Below are 16216 nucleotides of genomic sequence, written 5' to 3'. Positions count from 1 at the left end.
GGTACCGTTTTCGCATTATTTCTTCGGCCTAACCCCGCCGGTTGTTTCCTAAAACGGCACCAGCACTTTCACGCCCACGTTGCGGCCGGGGTTGTAGATGCCCGTGCGGCCGGTGGGCGAGCCGGCGTAGTATTCGAAGTATTTCAGCCGATTGAGGTGGGCCTGGTAGGCCGTATCGAACACGTTATCAACCTGCACAATGAGCTGCGCCACGCCGCGGCCGGCGCGGTTGGCGTAGGTGGTGCCCGCGCCCAGGCCCAGCAGCGCGTAGCCGGCGGTGGCGGTTTCGGTGTTGTCGAGGGCGTAGAAACGGTTTTGGACCGCGCTGCCGTCCACGGTGGCCCGGAAGTAGGTACCCGTGAGCCGGCCCGCCTGCGCCGGCAGCGTGACGCGCACCTCCGTACGCGCCCGCAGCGGCGGAATGAGGGGCAGGTAGCGCGCTGCTGCGGCCAGGTGCTCGGGCGCCGTCGAGGCGGCGTTTTGGCCGTTCACGTAAGCAGCGCTGCTGTTCCAGGCCAGCCAGGGCAAGGCGGCCGGGCGCCAGTTCAGGCTGGCTTCGAGGCCGTAGAGGCGGGCGGCAGCCTGCTGAAATTGGTAGGTGGTGTTGCCCGGCACGATGACGACGGGCTGGCCGGCGGCGTTCAGCAAGCGGCCTTGGTAGATGAAGTTCTGCACATAGTTGTGGAACAGCTCCACCGAAGCGTCGAGCTCGGGCTGGTGCCAGAGCACGCCCACGTCCTGCTGCCAGCTAAATTCCGGCTGAAAGCTCCGGTTGCCGAGGTACACAATGTGGGCGCCGGGGTCGAGGCCGTTGGAGCCGATTTCGGGGATGTTGGGGGCGCGGTAGCCGCGGGCCAGATTGGCGCGCAGCGTGAGGCGCTCGGTGGCCACGTAGCTGGCCCCCAGGCTGGCCGACACGCCCCGGTAGCGCTGCCGAAACGCCGGAAATTGCAGCGCGGCGTCGGGCGTACGGGGCCCGCTGGCGCCATCGAAACCAGTGGCAGGATTGGGCGCCACGTAAAAATCTGACCACGTCACCAGCCGGGTGTCGTAGCGCATGCCGCCGCTCACTTCCAGCTTGCCAAAGGCCTTCTTCAGCAGCAAAAAGCCGCCAGCGTCCAGCAAATCGTAGTTGGGAATGGGAAAATCGGTGGCGTTCTGGTGGCGGTTGAGTTGGCCCATCCCATTGCTGCCCAAGCTGGCTTCGAGGCCGTGCCAGGCGGGCAGGTGGTAGCGCACGTCGTAGGTGTAGGTGCTGAGGCGCAGGGCCAGGCCCGCCTGGGCTGGCGCCGTGGGGTGGTTGAACTCTTCGCGCTGGTTTTGCTGGGCGCCCAGCAGCAGGTGCAGCTCGCCGCCCCCCAGGCGCACCTGCGTTTTGGTGAACACCCGGTAGTGGCGAATGCGCTGGTGCAGCGGCGCAATGGTGTAGGAATGCAGGTCTTCGTCGCTCACCAGCGGACGATTCTTGATGTCATCCAGCCCACTTTCAAACACCTGCCGCGTGAAGCGGCGGCTGAGCGAGTCGCGGCTGCCATCCGGGATTTCCTGGCGGTTGTCGTAGAGCGTGAGGTACCAATGCGAGCTACCCCAGGCCTTGCTCACGCCGGCCATTCCGGTCAGCGTCAGCTCCCGAAAGCCGGTGTTATATACCAGGCCGTCCACGCTGTTGCGATAGTCGCGCGCCAGGCGGTGGCTGGCCCGAAAACTGGTTTGAAAGCCATTTTTTTGGTAGTTCAGCCCCAGCGAATTGCCCACCAAGCCGTTGTTTGACTGATGCTCGGCCAACGCATCGCCGTGCAGCTCGCCCTCGGGGCCGCTGGGCAGGGCGGGCAGCAGGTTCACCACGCCGGCCACGGCATCGGAACCATAAAGCAGACTAGCGGGGCCCTTGACTACTTCCACCCGCTCGATGTCGTAGCCGTCGACTTCCACGCCGTGCTCGTCGCCCCACTGCTGGCCTTCCTGGCGCAAGCCGTTGTAGAGGGTCAGCACGCGATTATAGCCCAGGCCCCGAATAAAAGGCTTCGACACGTTGGGGCCCGTCGTGACGGCGCTCAGGCCCGGAATGCCACGCACGGCGGCGTCAATCACGTTGGTGTTGGCGTTGAGGCTGATTTCGCGGCGGCCCAGCGTGGCAATGGGCACGGGGCTGCGCCGCACTTCGGTGGCCCGGCTCACGCCCGTCACCACCACATCGGCGAGGGCCGCGGCGGCGGGCGCGAGCACGAATTGCACTTCCGTTGCCCCGCCCGTGGCCACTGTGGCGGCGCGCGTGGCCGTGGTGTAGCCCACCGCGCTGGCCACCAGCCGCGCCGGGCCGGCCGGCACGGCGGCTATTTCGAAATGTCCATCGCCATCAGCGGTAGCACCTATGCTTGCGGCCGGCAGCACCACGCTGGCAAAGGGCACGGGCCGCCGCTGCTCGTCGCGCACGGTGCCGCGCAGCGTGCCGGTCTGGGCGCACAGCAACTGCGGCAGTAACAGCAGCGCAAGTAGCAGGTGTTTCATGGCCGTCCAGATTATTATCCGGTTTTAATGATGTGCTTCGTCCTCAGTGAGGCAAGCGTAGCAACTACTCGCTGTTTTTTCCTTTCACCACCCTAGCCCACAGCAGTTTGCCAGAGCAGGTAGGCATTCAGCGCCAGAATGATGGCCGACACCGACCACGCCAGCACCCGCACCGCGGGCCGGTTCACAAACACGCCCATCTTGGCCCGACTGCTGGTGAAAAGCACCAGCGGCACCACCGCAAAGCTGAGTTGCATCGACAGTATTACCTGACTGAAAACCAGCAGCTTCTCAGTTCCGCTTTCGCCATACACTATGGCCACCACCAGCGCCGGCACCACGGCCACCATGCGCGTGATAAGGCGCCGCACCCAAGGCCGCAGCTTCAGGTCGAGAAAGCCCTCCATCACAATTTGCCCGGCCAGCGTCCCGGTCAAGGTCGAGTTTTGGCCCGACGCCAGCAGCGCTACCGCAAACAGCACGCTGGCCGCACCCGCCCCCAGCACCGGCGCCAGCAGCTTGTAAGCATCCTGTATTTTGGCCACCTCATACATGCCGTGGTGGTTGAAGGCGGCCGCGGCCAGAATAAGAATGGCCGCATTGATGAAAAATGCCACAAACAAAGCCACCGTCGAGTCGATGGTAGCAAACTTGATGGCCATGCGCTTGCCGGCCTCGGTCTGCTCAATGGCCCGCGTTTGCACGATGCTGGAGTGCAGGTAGAGGTTGTGCGGCATCACGGTAGCGCCCAGAATGCCAATGGCCACGTATAGCATGCCCGGCGTGGTGATGACCTTGGGCTGCGGCACCAGCCCGTGCGCCAGCGCCACCCAATCGGGCCGCGACACAATTATTTCGTAGAGAAAGCACCCAAAAATGAGCACCGTAAGGCCCGCCACGATGCTTTCGATGATGCGGAAGCCTTTGTTTTGAAAAAACAGCACCACCAGCACGTCCAGCGTGGTGAGCACCACGCCCCAAGCCAGCGGCAGCCCAAATAGCAGGTTCAGCGCAATGGCCGAACCGATGACTTCGGCTAGGTCACAGGCCGCAATGGCGATTTCACACAAAAACCACAGCATCAGGCTCACGGGGCGCGAGTAGTGGTCGCGGCAGGCCTGGGCCAGGTCGCGGCCCGTCACAATGCCCAGCTTGGCGGCCAGGTGCTGGAGCAGCATGGCAAACAAGTTGGAAATCAGCACCACCGACAGCAGCGTGTAGCCGTAGCGCGAGCCGCCGGCCAGGTCGGTGGCCCAGTTGCCGGGGTCCATGTAGCCCACGGCCACCATCAGGCCCGGTCCCCAAAAAGCCATCAGCTTCCGCCAAAAGGAAGCATCGGCGCCCGGCACCTTGATGCTGGCGTACACCTCGCTCAGGGAATTGGCCCGGCGCGGGTGGCGCCAGCCGGCTTCCATGGGCGCAACAGCGGGTTCGGTAAGCGTAGAGGGTGGCACGTTAAGCGGTTGGTTCAAAACAAAGTTACGTTAATTTTTAGGCCAGCCTAAAAATTATTTTCGACTGCCTTAAATACAGGTTTTCTTCAAAAAGGTTTTGCGGCGGTGCCCGAATTATCTGGCCCGTGTGCGGGGTTGTCTTTTCTGCTAAGAACCCACAGTACGGCCGGCGGCCGGGCAGGGTGGCCATGCCGTTGCCGCCGGGCGCCCGACCTTTGCCCCGAAACCCCTTTTGCATGAATCATTCCACCACCAAGCGCCGCTTTGGCTTGCTGTCCCTCGGGGTCAGCGTCGGGTTGGTCGCCGTCAAGTTTTACGCCTACTACCTCACCCGCTCCCAGGCCGTGCTCACCGATGCGTTGGAGAGCATCATCAACGTGTTTACGAGCGGGTTTGCCCTCTACAGCCTTTACCTCACCAGCCTGCCCAAGGACGAAAACCACCCTTACGGCCACGGCAAAATCGAGAACCTGTCGCTGGGCTTTGAGGGTGGGTTGATTTTCATGGCCGGCGCCTTCATCCTGTACCATGCCTCGCGCGGGCTGCTACACCCCCACCCCGTGGCGCGGCCCGACTGGGGCGTGGCGCTGCTGGCCAGCACTGCGGTGGTGAACCTGGGGGTGGGCCTCATCCTGGTGCGCGCCGGCAAGCGCCTGAAATCGGTGGCGCTGGTGGGCGATGGGCAGCACCTCTACATCGATGCCCTCACGTCCATTGTCTCGTCGGGGGCGCTGGTGCTGGTGGCGGCCACCGGCATTGTCCGGTTCGACTCCGGCGCGGCCCTGCTGCTGGGCGGCTTCATTCTGGTGAACGGCTGGCGCATGCTCCGCCGCTCAGTGTCGGGGCTGATGGACGAGACCGATACGGCCATCGTGGCTGAGGTTATTGCCGAACTGCAAGCCCAGCGCCGGGCCCCCTGGATAGACGTGCACAACCTGCGCGTGCAGCGCTACGGCGCCAACCTGCACATCGACTGCCACATGCAAATGCCTTACTACTTCACCCTCGAAGAAGTGCATTCGCAGCTGTTCGACATCGAGGAGCTCATCAAGGCGCGGTTTGCGGTCGATGTGGAAATGTTCGTGCACGCCGACCCCTGCACGTTCGCCGCCTGCTCGCTGTGCCTCATGGCCGAGTGCCCGGTGCGCGTACACCCCTTCCGCCACGAAGTACCCTGGACCATTCAGAACGCCATCAAAAACGAGCGCCACCGCCTCGCTTAAGCAGTACCAGGCCTAAATGCTAATCAAACAAAAAAAGGGTGCCGCGAATATCGCGGCACCCTTTTTTTGAGTGAAGGCGGAAAGTAGCCGGCGCTTAGCGCACCACTTCTACCCAGCCTTTGGTCTGCACGCCTTTGTTGTCGGTGAGCAGGTAGTAGTACACGCCAGCGGGCTGATTGTCGGCGCCCCAGTTGTTGGCGTAGTTGGTTTGCTCGTACACCTTGCGGCCCCAGCGGTTGAAGATTTCCACCTTGCTGGTCGTGCTGTTGACCGACGAGATGCGGAAGACGTCGTTCTGGCCATCGCCGTTCGGCGTGATGATGTTCGGCACCTGCAGGTCGGGTACAAACACGATGCGCTCAGCCACCAACGTGCCGCAGGGGTTGTTCGAGCCGGTCACCGACGTGGTGAGGCGCACACGGTAGTAACCAGCCTGGGTGAGCTTCAGCGGAGCCGGAGCAGCTGCCGAGCTAAAGTTCACGACGGGGTCGGCCACAGGAGAGTTGCTCAGGTCCTTGAAGCGCTGGTACGTCCAGGCATACGTGGTAGGGGCACCGGCCGCGCCCACAACCGGCGTGGTCTGGTTGGTGAAGGTGAAGGTCACCGGCGGGCGGTTGTCGTACTTACCGGCGGCGCCCGTCGAGTCAGCCGCGAACTTGGCGGTGATAACGGCCAGGCCCTGCACCTGCACGGTGGAAGTGGCGGTGCACGCATAGGGCGAAGCGCCGCGGGCAGTCACGGTGTAAGTATTGGCACCCAGCGTGTTAAGAGTAACGGGGATGGAGGTATTGGTTGTGGTGGTGCCGGCCGCTGGCAGACCCGGGCCCGTCCAGGTGTAGGTGTAGGTGTCATTCAGGTTGCTGCCGGTGCCGGTGGGGCGGGTAGCCGTGGCACGCAACGTCACCGACGTGCCCGTGCAAGCTGATGGAACGGAAGAGGAAGCCGTCACCACAGGCTGGGGCACCACGCGCACCAAGATAGAAGTGGTGTCGCCACAAGAGCCCTGAGCAAAGCCCAGCGTGGGCGAAGCCGTGAGGCGGTAGCGGGTCGTCACGGTGGGGCTCACCACAATCTGCTGGGTGGTGGTCACAGCGGGCAGGCCGTTGCCACCGGCGTTGGCTACCGACCACTGGTAAGTGTATACCTGGGCCTGGGTGGTGTTGGTGGCGATGCGACGAATCGAGTCGGGACGTACCACACCGCCTTGCAGCGTGAGCGAGCCACCGGGGCAGATGGCGTTCGACGCCGGCGTGGTGTTGCCGATGCCCGTGGCACCCACAATAGCCGAAGCCGTGGCTACAAAGCCTTTGTAGATGCGAATTACCACTACGCGGTTTTGCACGCCCTTGATGGGGCAGTTGTTGTCCTCAACGCGGATGTTGAGGCGGATGGTGCGGCCCAGCGTGGTGGGCGAGGGCTGGAAGAAGAACACGCCGCGGGGGTTGGTGGTGCCGTTGCCGGTCAGGCTGAAAGTACCCACATCGCCCGAATCCAGCAGGTTGGGGTCGGTGTTGATGTTGGCGGGCAGCGTCACGGTCAGCAGCTGGTTGGCGCTGGGCGTCTTCAGGTTATCGGGGTCGGTGAAGTTCAACTCCACACGCGAGTAGTTGCAGGTCCGCACGTCGATACGCGTGGTATCAGTCGTGTTCACGGTCTGGGTACCCGACTTGGGCGTTACCGGCGTGGCCGTCACGGGATTGGGCGTGGTGTTCGGGCCGCAGTCAATTACGATGATGTTGGCCTCGCGACGCACCGTGCCGATGACGCGACGCACGCCGTTGATGCGACGGTACTCGGTGATGAGCACGGCAATTTGGTACTTGTTGTTGCCCGAGTTCGGCAGAGCCGTGGCGTCGAAAACGCCCGGTACAAAGGAGAGGGTACGGGCCTGCTGGTTGAAGGTAAGCGTGCGCACCACCCCAGTCTTCACAGGGCAGGTGCCCACCGTGTCGAAGCCGAGCTGAATGGGGTTGGTCGGGCTGTAGAGGCCGGTCGGCAAGCCCGGGAAGTCATACACGCAGAGAGGATTCTGACTCAGAATTTTGGTCACTCGCGCGCTGCCGGGGAAGGTGTTGTATGTAACGGGGGTGCCGCAGGCGCGCAGGGGGGCGGCCAGGGAGTACACTACAGAGTCGCCGTCGGGCTCAGTGGCCGAGTAGGTGATGGTCGTGTTCTGCTTCCAGCACACGTACTGAATCGGAATGTCCTGGGGGTCGAACTGGGGCGAGTTGTTGGCCACGGCGGTCGTGCCCTGGTTGCGGTTGTCGAGGGTGGCTTCCACGTACATGTCGCCGGCTTGCACGTTGGCCAGCGTGGGGCGGGCGTTGGAGAAGGTGCTCAGCGTCCAGTTGCCCGGCGTCAGGGTCACGGTCGCCAGGTAGTTGTACACATCGTAGTTGGGCAGGCCTGCCGGGCCCTGGCACGGGCCGGACGAGACGGCGGAGCAGAAAGGGTTGCCCGCTTCCACGGCGCCCTGCTGCACGAACTGCGCCGTGACCGTAGCCGTGGCGTTGCAGCCACCGTTGCGGCAGGAGAGCACGAAGTCGTTGGCGCTGGGCGTGATGCCGGAGCAGTCGCGGTACAGGCGGAACTTAACGCGGTACTGGTTATTGCCCAGCGAGACGTAGGTCATGTCGCCGCCCAACAAGTGCGACGCCCGTGCTTCCTGCGCGCTGCCCAAAAGCAGGCCGCACGCGAAGAGCAGCAGGGTGAAGGAGTGTATTATTTTTCTCATGGGTGAAAAAAAGGGGTGAAAGGGAGTTGAAAAAAGACGGTTGAGGGTGGTTCCGACGAATCGGCGAACCAAGATAGAGGTAGAAAGGCTCAAGGGCAAAATATGCCGTTGAAATGCTTCTTTACCACAGCAAATTAAGGGCCAAACTTCACAAATTTTTGACGAAATGGAACTTATTTGTGATTTTTCTTTGGGTTCCAATCGGCAGTTTTAATGCGTTTGCTTTTACGGACTGCGTGCGATGCATTTGGCGCATGGAAAGCACTGCGCAGTAGCTATGTGCCTTGCAAACAGGCCAAGTGCCGGCAGCCCTTCACCGCGTTCAGGGGCAGGAAGTTAATTTTTGGGGGCAAAAGTGCAATTCCGCGCAATCATGCGCTTTATTTGCTGCCATGGTTGTATCTGCAAGCAGGAAAATGGCTGGCGCGGGCGGCCGTCAGTCAAGCTTTTTGCCTACATTACACTGCTAATACCGTCGGCCTTAACGCGCCGGCCGCCCACGCCTCGTCATACTTCACCCGCATTTTTTACCTTTTTCCCTTCACCCATGAATACATCTTTACATGCGCGGCGGCGCGGGCCTTTGGGCTGGGCGCTGCTCTTGCTGGCGGCGCTGCTGCTTAACCGGCCCACCCTGGCCCAGACCGTTGATACGTATACCCTTGCGGCCAGCGCGGGCACGTTTACGCCATTGCCCGCTACGGCCACGGCCGTAACCACCATCAACTCCGACGACGCCATTACCGGAGCCATTCCGCTGGGCTTCAACTTTGTGTTTGACGGCGTTACGTACACGCAGGTGTACGCCAACTCCAACGGCTGGATTTCCTTTAACTCCTCGGCCCCTGCCAATGGCACGGCGGCCTACAGCAACGCCCTGGCCACGGTGAGCGCAGCTTCGCGGCCCATGGTGGCGCCGTACTGGGACGACCTAGACGGCGTCAACGGCACAGCTTCGTACCAGACCACGGGCACGGCCGGTAGCCGCGTCTTCACTTTTCAGTGGCTGAACTGGCGCCAGCACAGCGCTACATCGGCCCCACAGCTGTCGTTCCAAGTGCAGCTGGTGGAAGGCACCAACCTAGTTCGCTTTGTATATCGCCCCGAGCCGGCGGCTATCACCAGCACGGCCTCCATCGGCCTAGCCGGCGCAGGCACCGGCAGCGGCTCGTTCCTGTCGCTGAACAACACGAGCACGGCGCCAGTGGCTAGCTCTACCACCGAAACCAGCAACATTGCCACGGTGCCGGCTGCCGGCCAGACCTACACCTTCACGCCAGCCGCACCCGCGGCCTGCCCCGCTCCGCGCAACTTGGCCGCTACCGTGACCAGCAACTCGGCGGTGCTGACCTACGGGGTATCCAACACGCCGGCGGGCCCCTTCACCATTCTGTACGGCCCCACGGGCTTCAACCCGGCTTTGCCGGCTTCGTCCACCAACGTGTACTCGACGGCCACGGCCACCGGCACCACGTTCACCCTCACCGGCCTGACGCCCCTGACGGGCTACCAGTTCTACGTGACGCAAAACTGCGGCGGCACGGCCGGCAATAGCACCCGCTCCAGCGCAGGCAGCTTCACGACGGCCGCTGTGGCGCCCGCCAACGACGACTGCGCCGGCGCCATCAACGTGCCCGTTCAGTTTGGGGGCTGCACGGCGCCCACCGTGGGCAACAACACGGCCGCCACGGCTTCGACGGGCGCCCCGGCTCCGACGAACTGCACCACCGGCGGCGGCACGGCCGACTACCAGGGCGGCGACATCTGGTTTAAGGTGACGGTACCGGCCACGGGCACCGTGACGCTCGAAACCTCGGGCACGGGCGGCCCCGTTACCGACACCGGCATGGCCGTGTACTCGGGCACCTGCACCACCCTCAACCAGATTGAGTGCGACGACGACGACAGCCAGAACGGCCTGTTTTCGCTCATCGCCCTGACGGGCCGCACGCCGGGCGAAGTGCTCTACGTACGGGTATGGGAGTACGGCAACGACACGTTTGGCCCCATTGGCCTGTGCGCCACCTCGCCCTCGAACTGCGCGGTGCCCACCGGCCCCGCCGCCGGCAACCTCACCAACACCACGGCCCAGCTGACGTGGGTGGCGCCCGCCGGCACGCCCGGCACCTACGATGTTGAGTATGGCCCGCAGGGCTTTACGCCAGGCACCGGTACTTCAGTAACCAACATTTCGGGCACCACCACCACGCTCACCGGCCTCACCCCCAGCACCACCTACTGCTTCTACGTGCGCCAGAACTGCGGCTCCACCAACGGCAGCAGCACGTTTGTAGGCCCCATCTGCTTCACCACGCCGCTCACGGCCCCGGCCAACGACGAGCCCTGCGGTGCCATCACGCTGGGCACCACCACCATCACGGGTTCCAACGTGGGCGCCACCACCAGCCTCCAGAACGGCATCAACATTCCGGCTTGCGCGCCGGCCGCCGTACCTAAGGACGTATGGTACGCCTTCACCGCCACCGCCGCCACCCGCGCCATGACCGTCACGGGCACGGCCGCCGGCTCGGTGCGCGTGTACACGTCGCCGAGCTGCTCGGCGGGTCCGTTCACGCAGGTGTTCTGCCAGGCTGGCCCCGGCAACAACCAGAACGTGGGCCCCATCAACATCACGGGCCTGACGGTGGGCACGCGCTACTACGTGGCCATCAGCGGCTACGGCAGCTCCGACGCCCCCGGCACCTTCACCATTGCCGGCACGCCCACGGCCACCCGCGCCCAGGCCGATACCGAAGCGCTGCTGGTGTACCCCAACCCGAGCAACACCGGCCAGCTCACGCTGCGCCTGAGCGGCCCCACGGGCGCTGGCCAGGCTACGCTGCTGAATGCGCTGGGTCAGACCGTGCGCACCCAGGCCCTGAACGGCACTGCTGAGCAGACGCTTTCGACCCGCCACCTGGCCGCCGGCCTCTACACGCTGCGCGTGACCATGGGCGAACAGGTGCTCACCCGCAAGGTGGTGCTGGAATAGCCTCCGCGCTGCTTTACCCCAAAAAGCCCCGGCGAGTGCCGGGGCTTTTTTTGTGTGGGGGTAGTAAGAACTGCGGTGGTTATTCCACTACCAGCTTGCGCGTGGCGCGGCCGGCAGGTCCGTCGGCCTCGACCAGGTAGGTGCCGGCCGGCAACGCGCGCAGGTCCAGGGTGACCGCCGGCGTGCCAACCGGCACAGTGATAACGGCCCGGCCGAGTACGTCACGGACAGTAGTGAGGCGGGCCCCGGCGGGCAGGCGCACGGTGGCCGTGCGGCTGGCCGGGTTGGGATACACGTCAAAAGAGAAGCCGGCCGCAGCACGCGTGCCGGACACAAACGAGCGGTTTTCGAGCACTAAAACCCGGTCGTCGGTGGCGGCAGGGTTGCCTATCTGGCCACGCAGGTTGCTGGTCCCTACATACACTTTGCCGGCGGGCGACACGCAAATGGCGCGCAGCCGGCCAAACTGCCCCGCCAGGTAATCGGTGGGCCCGGTAATGGCGGCGCCGGCCGCATCAAGCGGCAGCTGCAGCAGGCGCTGGCCTTTGAGCACGGCCAGCAGCAAGCTGCCGCGCCAGCCAGGGATGGCCGGGTGGTCGTAGTAGGCCAACCCGCCGGGCGCAATGGTGGGCGTCCAGGTATAGAGCGGCTCGCGCACGTTGTTGGCGGCGCAAAAGGTTCTTTCGGCGGTGAGGTCGCAATAGCCTTCCACGTCGGGCCAGCCGTAGTTACGGCCGGCCTCAATCTTGTTTATTTCATCGTCGTTGTTGGGGCCGTGCTCCGAACTGTAGAGGTTGCCGTTGGGCAGGCGCACCAGCCCCTGCGGGTTGCGGTGGCCCAGCGTGTACACCAAGCTGTTGGGCGTGGGGTTGTCGGCCGGCACGGTGCCATCGAGGTTCATGCGCAGGATTTTGCCGTTGAGCGAGGCCGGGTTTTGAGCCAACGACGCCTGGGAGGCATCGCCGGTGGTAACGAGCAGCGTGAGGTCGGGCAGGATGAGCAGGCGCGAGCCGCTGTGCGTGTTGAAGGCCGTGATGCCGCCCAGCAGCACGAGCGGGGCCGTCAGGGTATTGGCCGTGGCCGAGTAGGTGTAGCGCACCACTTTCTCCTTGAGCCCGCCGGCATCGGTGTAGTTATACACCACATACACGTAAGGCGAGGTGGAAAACTGCGGGTGCAGCGCCATGCCCAGCAGGCCGCTTTCGCCCACCGCCGTCACATCGGGCAGCGTGAGGAGCGGCAGCACCTGCCCCGTGGCCGGATTGATGCGGCTGATGCGGCCGTAGCGCTCGGTGGCCCACAGAAAATTGTCGGGGCCCCACACCAACTCCCACACGATGTCGAGGTTGGTGGCCACGGCCGATACCGTGACCGTGGTGCCGCCCACGGCAAAGGTGCTGAGCGCGGGCGCTTGCCCAGCCGCCGCCAGGGGCGCCGCGCCGGCCCAGACGGCCAGCACAGCAAAGCGTAGCGTTTTCATAGTAGTGGAGTAATACGGTGAGCAGTAGAAGGTGAAGGCTCTGAAGTTGTTAACGAGACAGTCCGGATTCCGGATGTGCAACCGCCGCCAACGGCCACGAGTTTGTAGCTTGCGGCCTTCCCTGCCCTCATCACATTTTGCCGCTCATGCCTAACTTCATCACCGAAACGCGGCCCGATGGCTACTCCCTCAGCACCGACCCGGCCCGGCTCGACGTGGCCGCCGTGCACCGGTGGCTGAGCGAGGAATCGTACTGGGCCCGGCACATTCCGCGGGCCACCGTGGAGCGCGCCATTGCCCACTCCCTCAATTTCGGCCTGTATGCGCCCGATGGCAGCCAGGCCGGCTTCTGCCGCGTGGTGACCGACCGGGCCACGTTTGCCTGGCTCTGCGACGTGTTTGTGCTGCCCGCGCACCGCGGCCGGGGCCTCTCCAAATGGCTGGTGAGCCGGATGCAGGCCCACCCCGACCTGCAGAACCTGCGCCGCCACCTGCTGGCCACCTACGACGCCCACACGCTTTACCAACAATTTGGCTACCAGGCGCTGGACCGGCCCGACCGGTGGCTGGAAATCAAGCAAGCCAATCCCTACGGCTAGGCGTTGGGCCAGTTCCGATGACGCTACACGGTATCGGTGAAGCTCCGCTGCGTGCGATTGAAAATAACGATGCCGAGCAGCAGGATGACGACGGTCAGCAACGCGCTCAGCGCCAGGCCGTGCCAGCTAAACGTGCCCGAGCCCAGAAAGCCGTAGCGCAGCGTTTCGATGATGGGCGTGATGGGGTTGGCTTGCAACAGCCACCGGTAGTGCGCCGGCACGCTCGACACGGGGTAGATGACCGGGCTGGCGTACATGGCCAGCTGAATGCCAAAGCCGAGCAGCACGGCCAGGTCGCGGTACTTGGTAGTGAGCGCGCTGAAAATCATGCCGATGCCCAACGAAAGCAGGCCCATGAGCGCCACCAGCACGGGCAGCAGCAGCAGGTAGGCATTAGGATGCACCGTGCGGGTAGTCAGCCAATAGTAGCCCCATACCGCCAGAAACAGCGCAAACTGCACGGCAAAACGAATGAGGTTGGACAGTACGATGGACAGCGGCATGGCCAGCCGCGGGAAGTACACCTTGCCGAAAATGGCCGCGTTGTCGCGGAAAACGGCTGCCGTGGCGGTCAGGGTTTGGGCAAAGTAGTTCCAGATGGTGACGCCCGAGAGGTAAAACAGCAGCGCCGGCAGGCCGTCGGTTGAGAGCCGGGCGATGTTGCCGAAAATGACCAGGTACATGAGCGTGGTGAGCAACGGCTGCGCCACTATCCAGATGGGCCCCAGAATGGTCTGCTTGTAAGAAGCCACAAAATCGCGGCGCACAAACAGCATTACCAGGTCGCGGTAGCGCCACACGGCCGCCAGCCCCAGCTGGAACAGGCCCTGCTGCGGCTCAATGATTTCGGTCCACTGGTCGGCGGGGTCTTCGGCGGCAGCGGCGCGCGCAGGTGCCGGGGGCGTGCGGAGGTCTGTATTCACGTAGGGATGAAGTGGTTCGGGGCAACTTGGCCCATTGGCCGGCCCGGACAAGGCACGGGGCAGCGGGGTGCTCAGGCCAACATTTCGCGGGTGCTGGACAGCGCAAGCAAAGTAACGCGCTGCAGCAACCCAATGTCGACCAGTACGTCCGACTGGTTGCGCAGGCGCGCGTCGACGCCCACGCAGGGGCATACGTAGAATTTTAGGCCGATGCACGATGCCAGCCGCAGGTAGCAGGGGTCGCTGTATTCTTTGTTGTGAATCTCCACCACCCGGGCGGTGGCGGGCAGAAACAGGAGGTTGGTCATGTTGGCACCGTGCACGGCCAGCAGCACTTCCGTTTCGCGCATCAGGCTGGCCTGCTCCTGCAGGCTCAGGTGCTCAAAATACACTTTTTCGAAGCCCTCTTGCTGCAGCCACTCTTCCACCTCCGGCTCGTTGAGCAAATTGCGCGGAAAGCCCGCCGCCCGCGCCGCGTACACCCGCCGGAACGGGCGCACTGGCTCGGGGCACAGGGCGGCCAGCAGCTCATCGCGCACCTGCCGCACCAGCTCGGGGCGCTGGGTGAGCGAGGTGGCAGTGAGGTCGGGCAGAATCACGGTTTGGGCGCTCAAAATCTGGCGGGGGTTGAGGGGCAGGTGGTCGGTGAAGCCCAGCAGGCGGGCGCTGGTCGAAATAAACTCCGGCACCGGGTGCAGCGCCGACACCCGCGGCAGCAGCAGCTTCATGCCCGGGTAGCGGCTGCGCAGCGCCAGCAGGCGGGGCAGGCTGTCAATCAGCCAATGGTAGTAGTTTTCCGTCGACCACTGGTTGTGGCACACGGCAATTTCGGTCCCGCTCACCTTCACCTTCTCGCCCACCCACTGGCGCAGCAGCAGCGTGTCCTGAAACCGGCTCAGGAAACGGCGGCGCACAATGCTGGGCTCAAAAAGCCGAAAGTTGTTGAACACGGCGCCGTCCCAGGTCACGTGCACGTTGCGCAGCGAGTAGATGTGATAGGGCTGAAAGTGCACCGGCACCGTGAGCCGGGCCACCAAGGCGCGCGTGAGCATGGCCTCGTTGGCGGGCGGCGAAGGGCGGTAAGCCGCCCGGGCCGGAAACGTGGCCTCGACCACCGCGCCCTGCCACTCCGGCAAAGCCCGCGCAATTCGGTTCACCAGCGCGTCCCCGACGTATTTTATCAGCTTATACATACGTCAGGCGATTAGGGGCCGCGGGGGTGGGGCGCAGGCGCTGCTGGAAGCGCCGCACCCGCTCGTAGTAGTCCCGCACCTGGCCGAAGTGCCACAGCATTTCGCGCATCACGGCCAAGGCGTGGCGCTGGTTCATCAGGGGCAGTCGGTTGTTGGTGAGCCAGGCGCGCACAAAGGCTGGCCGGCACACGCTTTTGGCCACGCCCCAGGCAGCGTAGCCCAGGTCTTTGAGCAGGTTCGCGGGCACGGAGCCGTCGGGCCGGCCCCACAGGGCGTTGCGGTAGGCGTTGAGGCGGGGCGTGGCCCGGGCCGACGCGTAGAAAAGCCGGTCGCGGTAGTCCTCGGTGAGGCGGGCCGGCGCCATGTGGTGGCGCAGGTGCAGCCGCGACGAGTACCACACCTCGTAGCCCAGCAGCTGGGCGGCGTAGCACAACTCGTCGTCTTCACCGGCGGTGAGGTTGGCCTCGCCCTGGCGGCCCGTAAACAGGCTGGCAAACCCGCCGTCCCGCAGCCGCGGCCAGATGTCGGCACGCACCAGCATGCCAGCGCCCCACAGCACGTTGCGGCCCACCGCCCCGTCGGCCAGCGGCGCAAAGGCCCCGCCCACGCGGTCGAGCTGCGGCCCCGAGGCGTAGCAGTGCTGAAAGGCCGCAAACCACGCTGGGGCCTCGCCCTCGAAGGTAGCCGTGTTGGGCCCGCCCAGAATCCCAATTTGCGGGTGGGCTTCCAGCAATTCCACACCGATGCGCATATAATTGGGGGCCAGCCGGTTGTCGTCGTCGACGATGCAGGCGTAGCGGTACTGCACCTCATCGATGGCGCGCTGCATGGCCACTTTGTAGCCCGGCCGGGACTCGTGCAGCTGCCGCAGCGGAGCGGGCGCTCCTAACGCCTCCCAGGCCTCGCGCGCCAGTTGGGCGCTGCTGTCGGTGCTGGCGTTGTCCACAAAAATGATTTCCCACGCAATGCCCGCCGGGTTTTCCTGCGCAGCCAGACAGGCCAGCGTTTCTGCTAGCCGCGGCGCACCATTGTAGGTGCACAGAAGGAAAGAAAGACCCAGCTTATTCTCTGGCATAATTGCAACTACAACTCAAATATATTTCATTAAAC

General features: G+C 64.2%; 11 protein-coding genes. 4 read left to right on the top strand and 7 right to left on the bottom strand.

Annotation, left to right across the window (positions count from 1 at the left end):
* Positions 1–48: 48 nt before the first annotated feature.
* Positions 49–2508, bottom strand: a complete 2460-nt coding sequence (locus MUN81_RS02245) for a TonB-dependent receptor (RefSeq protein ID WP_245114770.1) — start codon at positions 2506–2508, stop codon at positions 49–51.
* A gap of 92 nt (positions 2509–2600) precedes the next feature.
* Complete coding sequence (locus tag MUN81_RS02240; RefSeq protein ID WP_245117359.1) at positions 2601–3923, bottom strand: Nramp family divalent metal transporter; 1323 nt, start codon at positions 3921–3923, stop codon at positions 2601–2603.
* 275 nt (positions 3924–4198) lie between these two features.
* Between MUN81_RS02240 and MUN81_RS02235 the strand changes: the two genes are divergently transcribed.
* Positions 4199–5185: a cation diffusion facilitator family transporter gene (locus MUN81_RS02235; protein WP_245114769.1), complete on the top strand. Its 987-nt coding sequence runs from the start codon at positions 4199–4201 to the stop codon at positions 5183–5185.
* A gap of 94 nt (positions 5186–5279) precedes the next feature.
* Here the strand turns inward: MUN81_RS02235 and MUN81_RS02230 are convergent, their stop codons facing one another.
* Positions 5280–7919 carry a gliding motility-associated C-terminal domain-containing protein gene (locus tag MUN81_RS02230; RefSeq protein ID WP_245114768.1) on the bottom strand — a complete coding sequence of 880 codons (2640 nt, stop codon included), beginning with the start codon at positions 7917–7919 and terminating at the stop codon, positions 5280–5282.
* A 213-nt stretch (positions 7920–8132) separates the two neighbouring features.
* On the opposite strand from MUN81_RS02230, the gene MUN81_RS02225 reads away from it, so the two are divergent.
* Both MUN81_RS02225 and MUN81_RS22665 read left to right on the top strand, forming a co-directional pair.
* Entirely contained in the window at positions 8133–8543 is a 411-nt protein-coding gene (locus MUN81_RS02225) for a hypothetical protein (protein ID WP_245114767.1), read from the top strand.
* A complete protein-coding gene (locus tag MUN81_RS22665; protein ID WP_280638251.1) occupies positions 8467–10911 on the top strand; it encodes a T9SS type A sorting domain-containing protein in 2445 nt (814 codons plus the stop codon). Before MUN81_RS02225 ends, MUN81_RS22665 begins: the two co-directional genes overlap by 77 nt.
* Before the next feature lie 79 nt (positions 10912–10990).
* On the opposite strand, the gene MUN81_RS02205 is transcribed toward MUN81_RS22665, so the two are convergent.
* The gene (locus MUN81_RS02205; protein WP_245114766.1) at positions 10991–12391 is read right to left on the bottom strand and encodes a PQQ-dependent sugar dehydrogenase; all 1401 of its coding nucleotides are present in this window, start codon (positions 12389–12391) and stop codon (positions 10991–10993) included.
* 146 nt (positions 12392–12537) lie between these two features.
* Between MUN81_RS02205 and MUN81_RS02200 the strand changes: the two genes are divergently transcribed.
* Complete coding sequence (locus MUN81_RS02200) at positions 12538–12990, top strand: GNAT family N-acetyltransferase (RefSeq protein ID WP_245114765.1); 453 nt, start codon at positions 12538–12540, stop codon at positions 12988–12990.
* Between the two features lie 23 nt (positions 12991–13013).
* On the opposite strand, the gene MUN81_RS02195 is transcribed toward MUN81_RS02200, so the two are convergent.
* The 3 genes from MUN81_RS02195 to MUN81_RS02185 all read right to left on the bottom strand — a co-directional run bounded on the left by MUN81_RS02195 (position 13014) and on the right by MUN81_RS02185 (position 16181).
* Positions 13014–13913 carry an ABC transporter permease gene (locus MUN81_RS02195; RefSeq protein ID WP_245114764.1) on the bottom strand — a complete coding sequence of 300 codons (900 nt, stop codon included), beginning with the start codon at positions 13911–13913 and terminating at the stop codon, positions 13014–13016.
* A gap of 71 nt (positions 13914–13984) precedes the next feature.
* Positions 13985–15106, bottom strand: a complete 1122-nt coding sequence (locus tag MUN81_RS02190) for a glycosyltransferase family 61 protein (RefSeq protein ID WP_245114763.1) — start codon at positions 15104–15106, stop codon at positions 13985–13987.
* On the bottom strand, positions 15099–16181 hold the full coding sequence (locus MUN81_RS02185) for a glycosyltransferase (protein ID WP_245114762.1): 1083 nt from the start codon (positions 16179–16181) through the stop codon (positions 15099–15101). The genes MUN81_RS02190 and MUN81_RS02185 overlap by 8 nt, the downstream gene beginning before the upstream one ends.
* Positions 16182–16216 lie beyond the last annotated feature (35 nt).

The sequence above is a fragment of the Hymenobacter sp. 5317J-9 genome (assembly GCF_022921075.1).
In the GTDB taxonomy this organism is placed as follows: Bacteria; Bacteroidota; Bacteroidia; order Cytophagales; family Hymenobacteraceae; genus Hymenobacter.
This window is presented reverse-complemented; position numbering and strand designations above follow the sequence as displayed.

Bases quoted from the DNA above. Each gene is read 5' to 3' on its own strand.
- MUN81_RS02235 (WP_245114769.1), top strand. From the start codon at position 4,199: ATGAATCATTCCACCACCAAGCGCCGCTTTGGCTTGCTGTCCCTCGGG.
- MUN81_RS02225 (WP_245114767.1), top strand. From the start codon at position 8,133: ATGCGTTTGCTTTTACGGACTGCGTGCGATGCATTTGGCGCATGGAAA.
- MUN81_RS02185 (WP_245114762.1), bottom strand. From the start codon at position 16,181: ATGCCAGAGAATAAGCTGGGTCTTTCTTTCCTTCTGTGCACCTACAAT.
- MUN81_RS02200 (WP_245114765.1), top strand. From the start codon at position 12,538: ATGCCTAACTTCATCACCGAAACGCGGCCCGATGGCTACTCCCTCAGC.
- MUN81_RS02240 (WP_245117359.1), bottom strand. From the start codon at position 3,923: ATGGAAGCCGGCTGGCGCCACCCGCGCCGGGCCAATTCCCTGAGCGAG.
- MUN81_RS02205 (WP_245114766.1), bottom strand. From the start codon at position 12,391: ATGAAAACGCTACGCTTTGCTGTGCTGGCCGTCTGGGCCGGCGCGGCG.
- MUN81_RS02190 (WP_245114763.1), bottom strand. From the start codon at position 15,106: ATGTATAAGCTGATAAAATACGTCGGGGACGCGCTGGTGAACCGAATT.
- MUN81_RS22665 (WP_280638251.1), top strand. From the start codon at position 8,467: ATGAATACATCTTTACATGCGCGGCGGCGCGGGCCTTTGGGCTGGGCG.
- MUN81_RS02245 (WP_245114770.1), bottom strand. From the start codon at position 2,508: ATGAAACACCTGCTACTTGCGCTGCTGTTACTGCCGCAGTTGCTGTGC.
- MUN81_RS02230 (WP_245114768.1), bottom strand. From the start codon at position 7,919: ATGAGAAAAATAATACACTCCTTCACCCTGCTGCTCTTCGCGTGCGGC.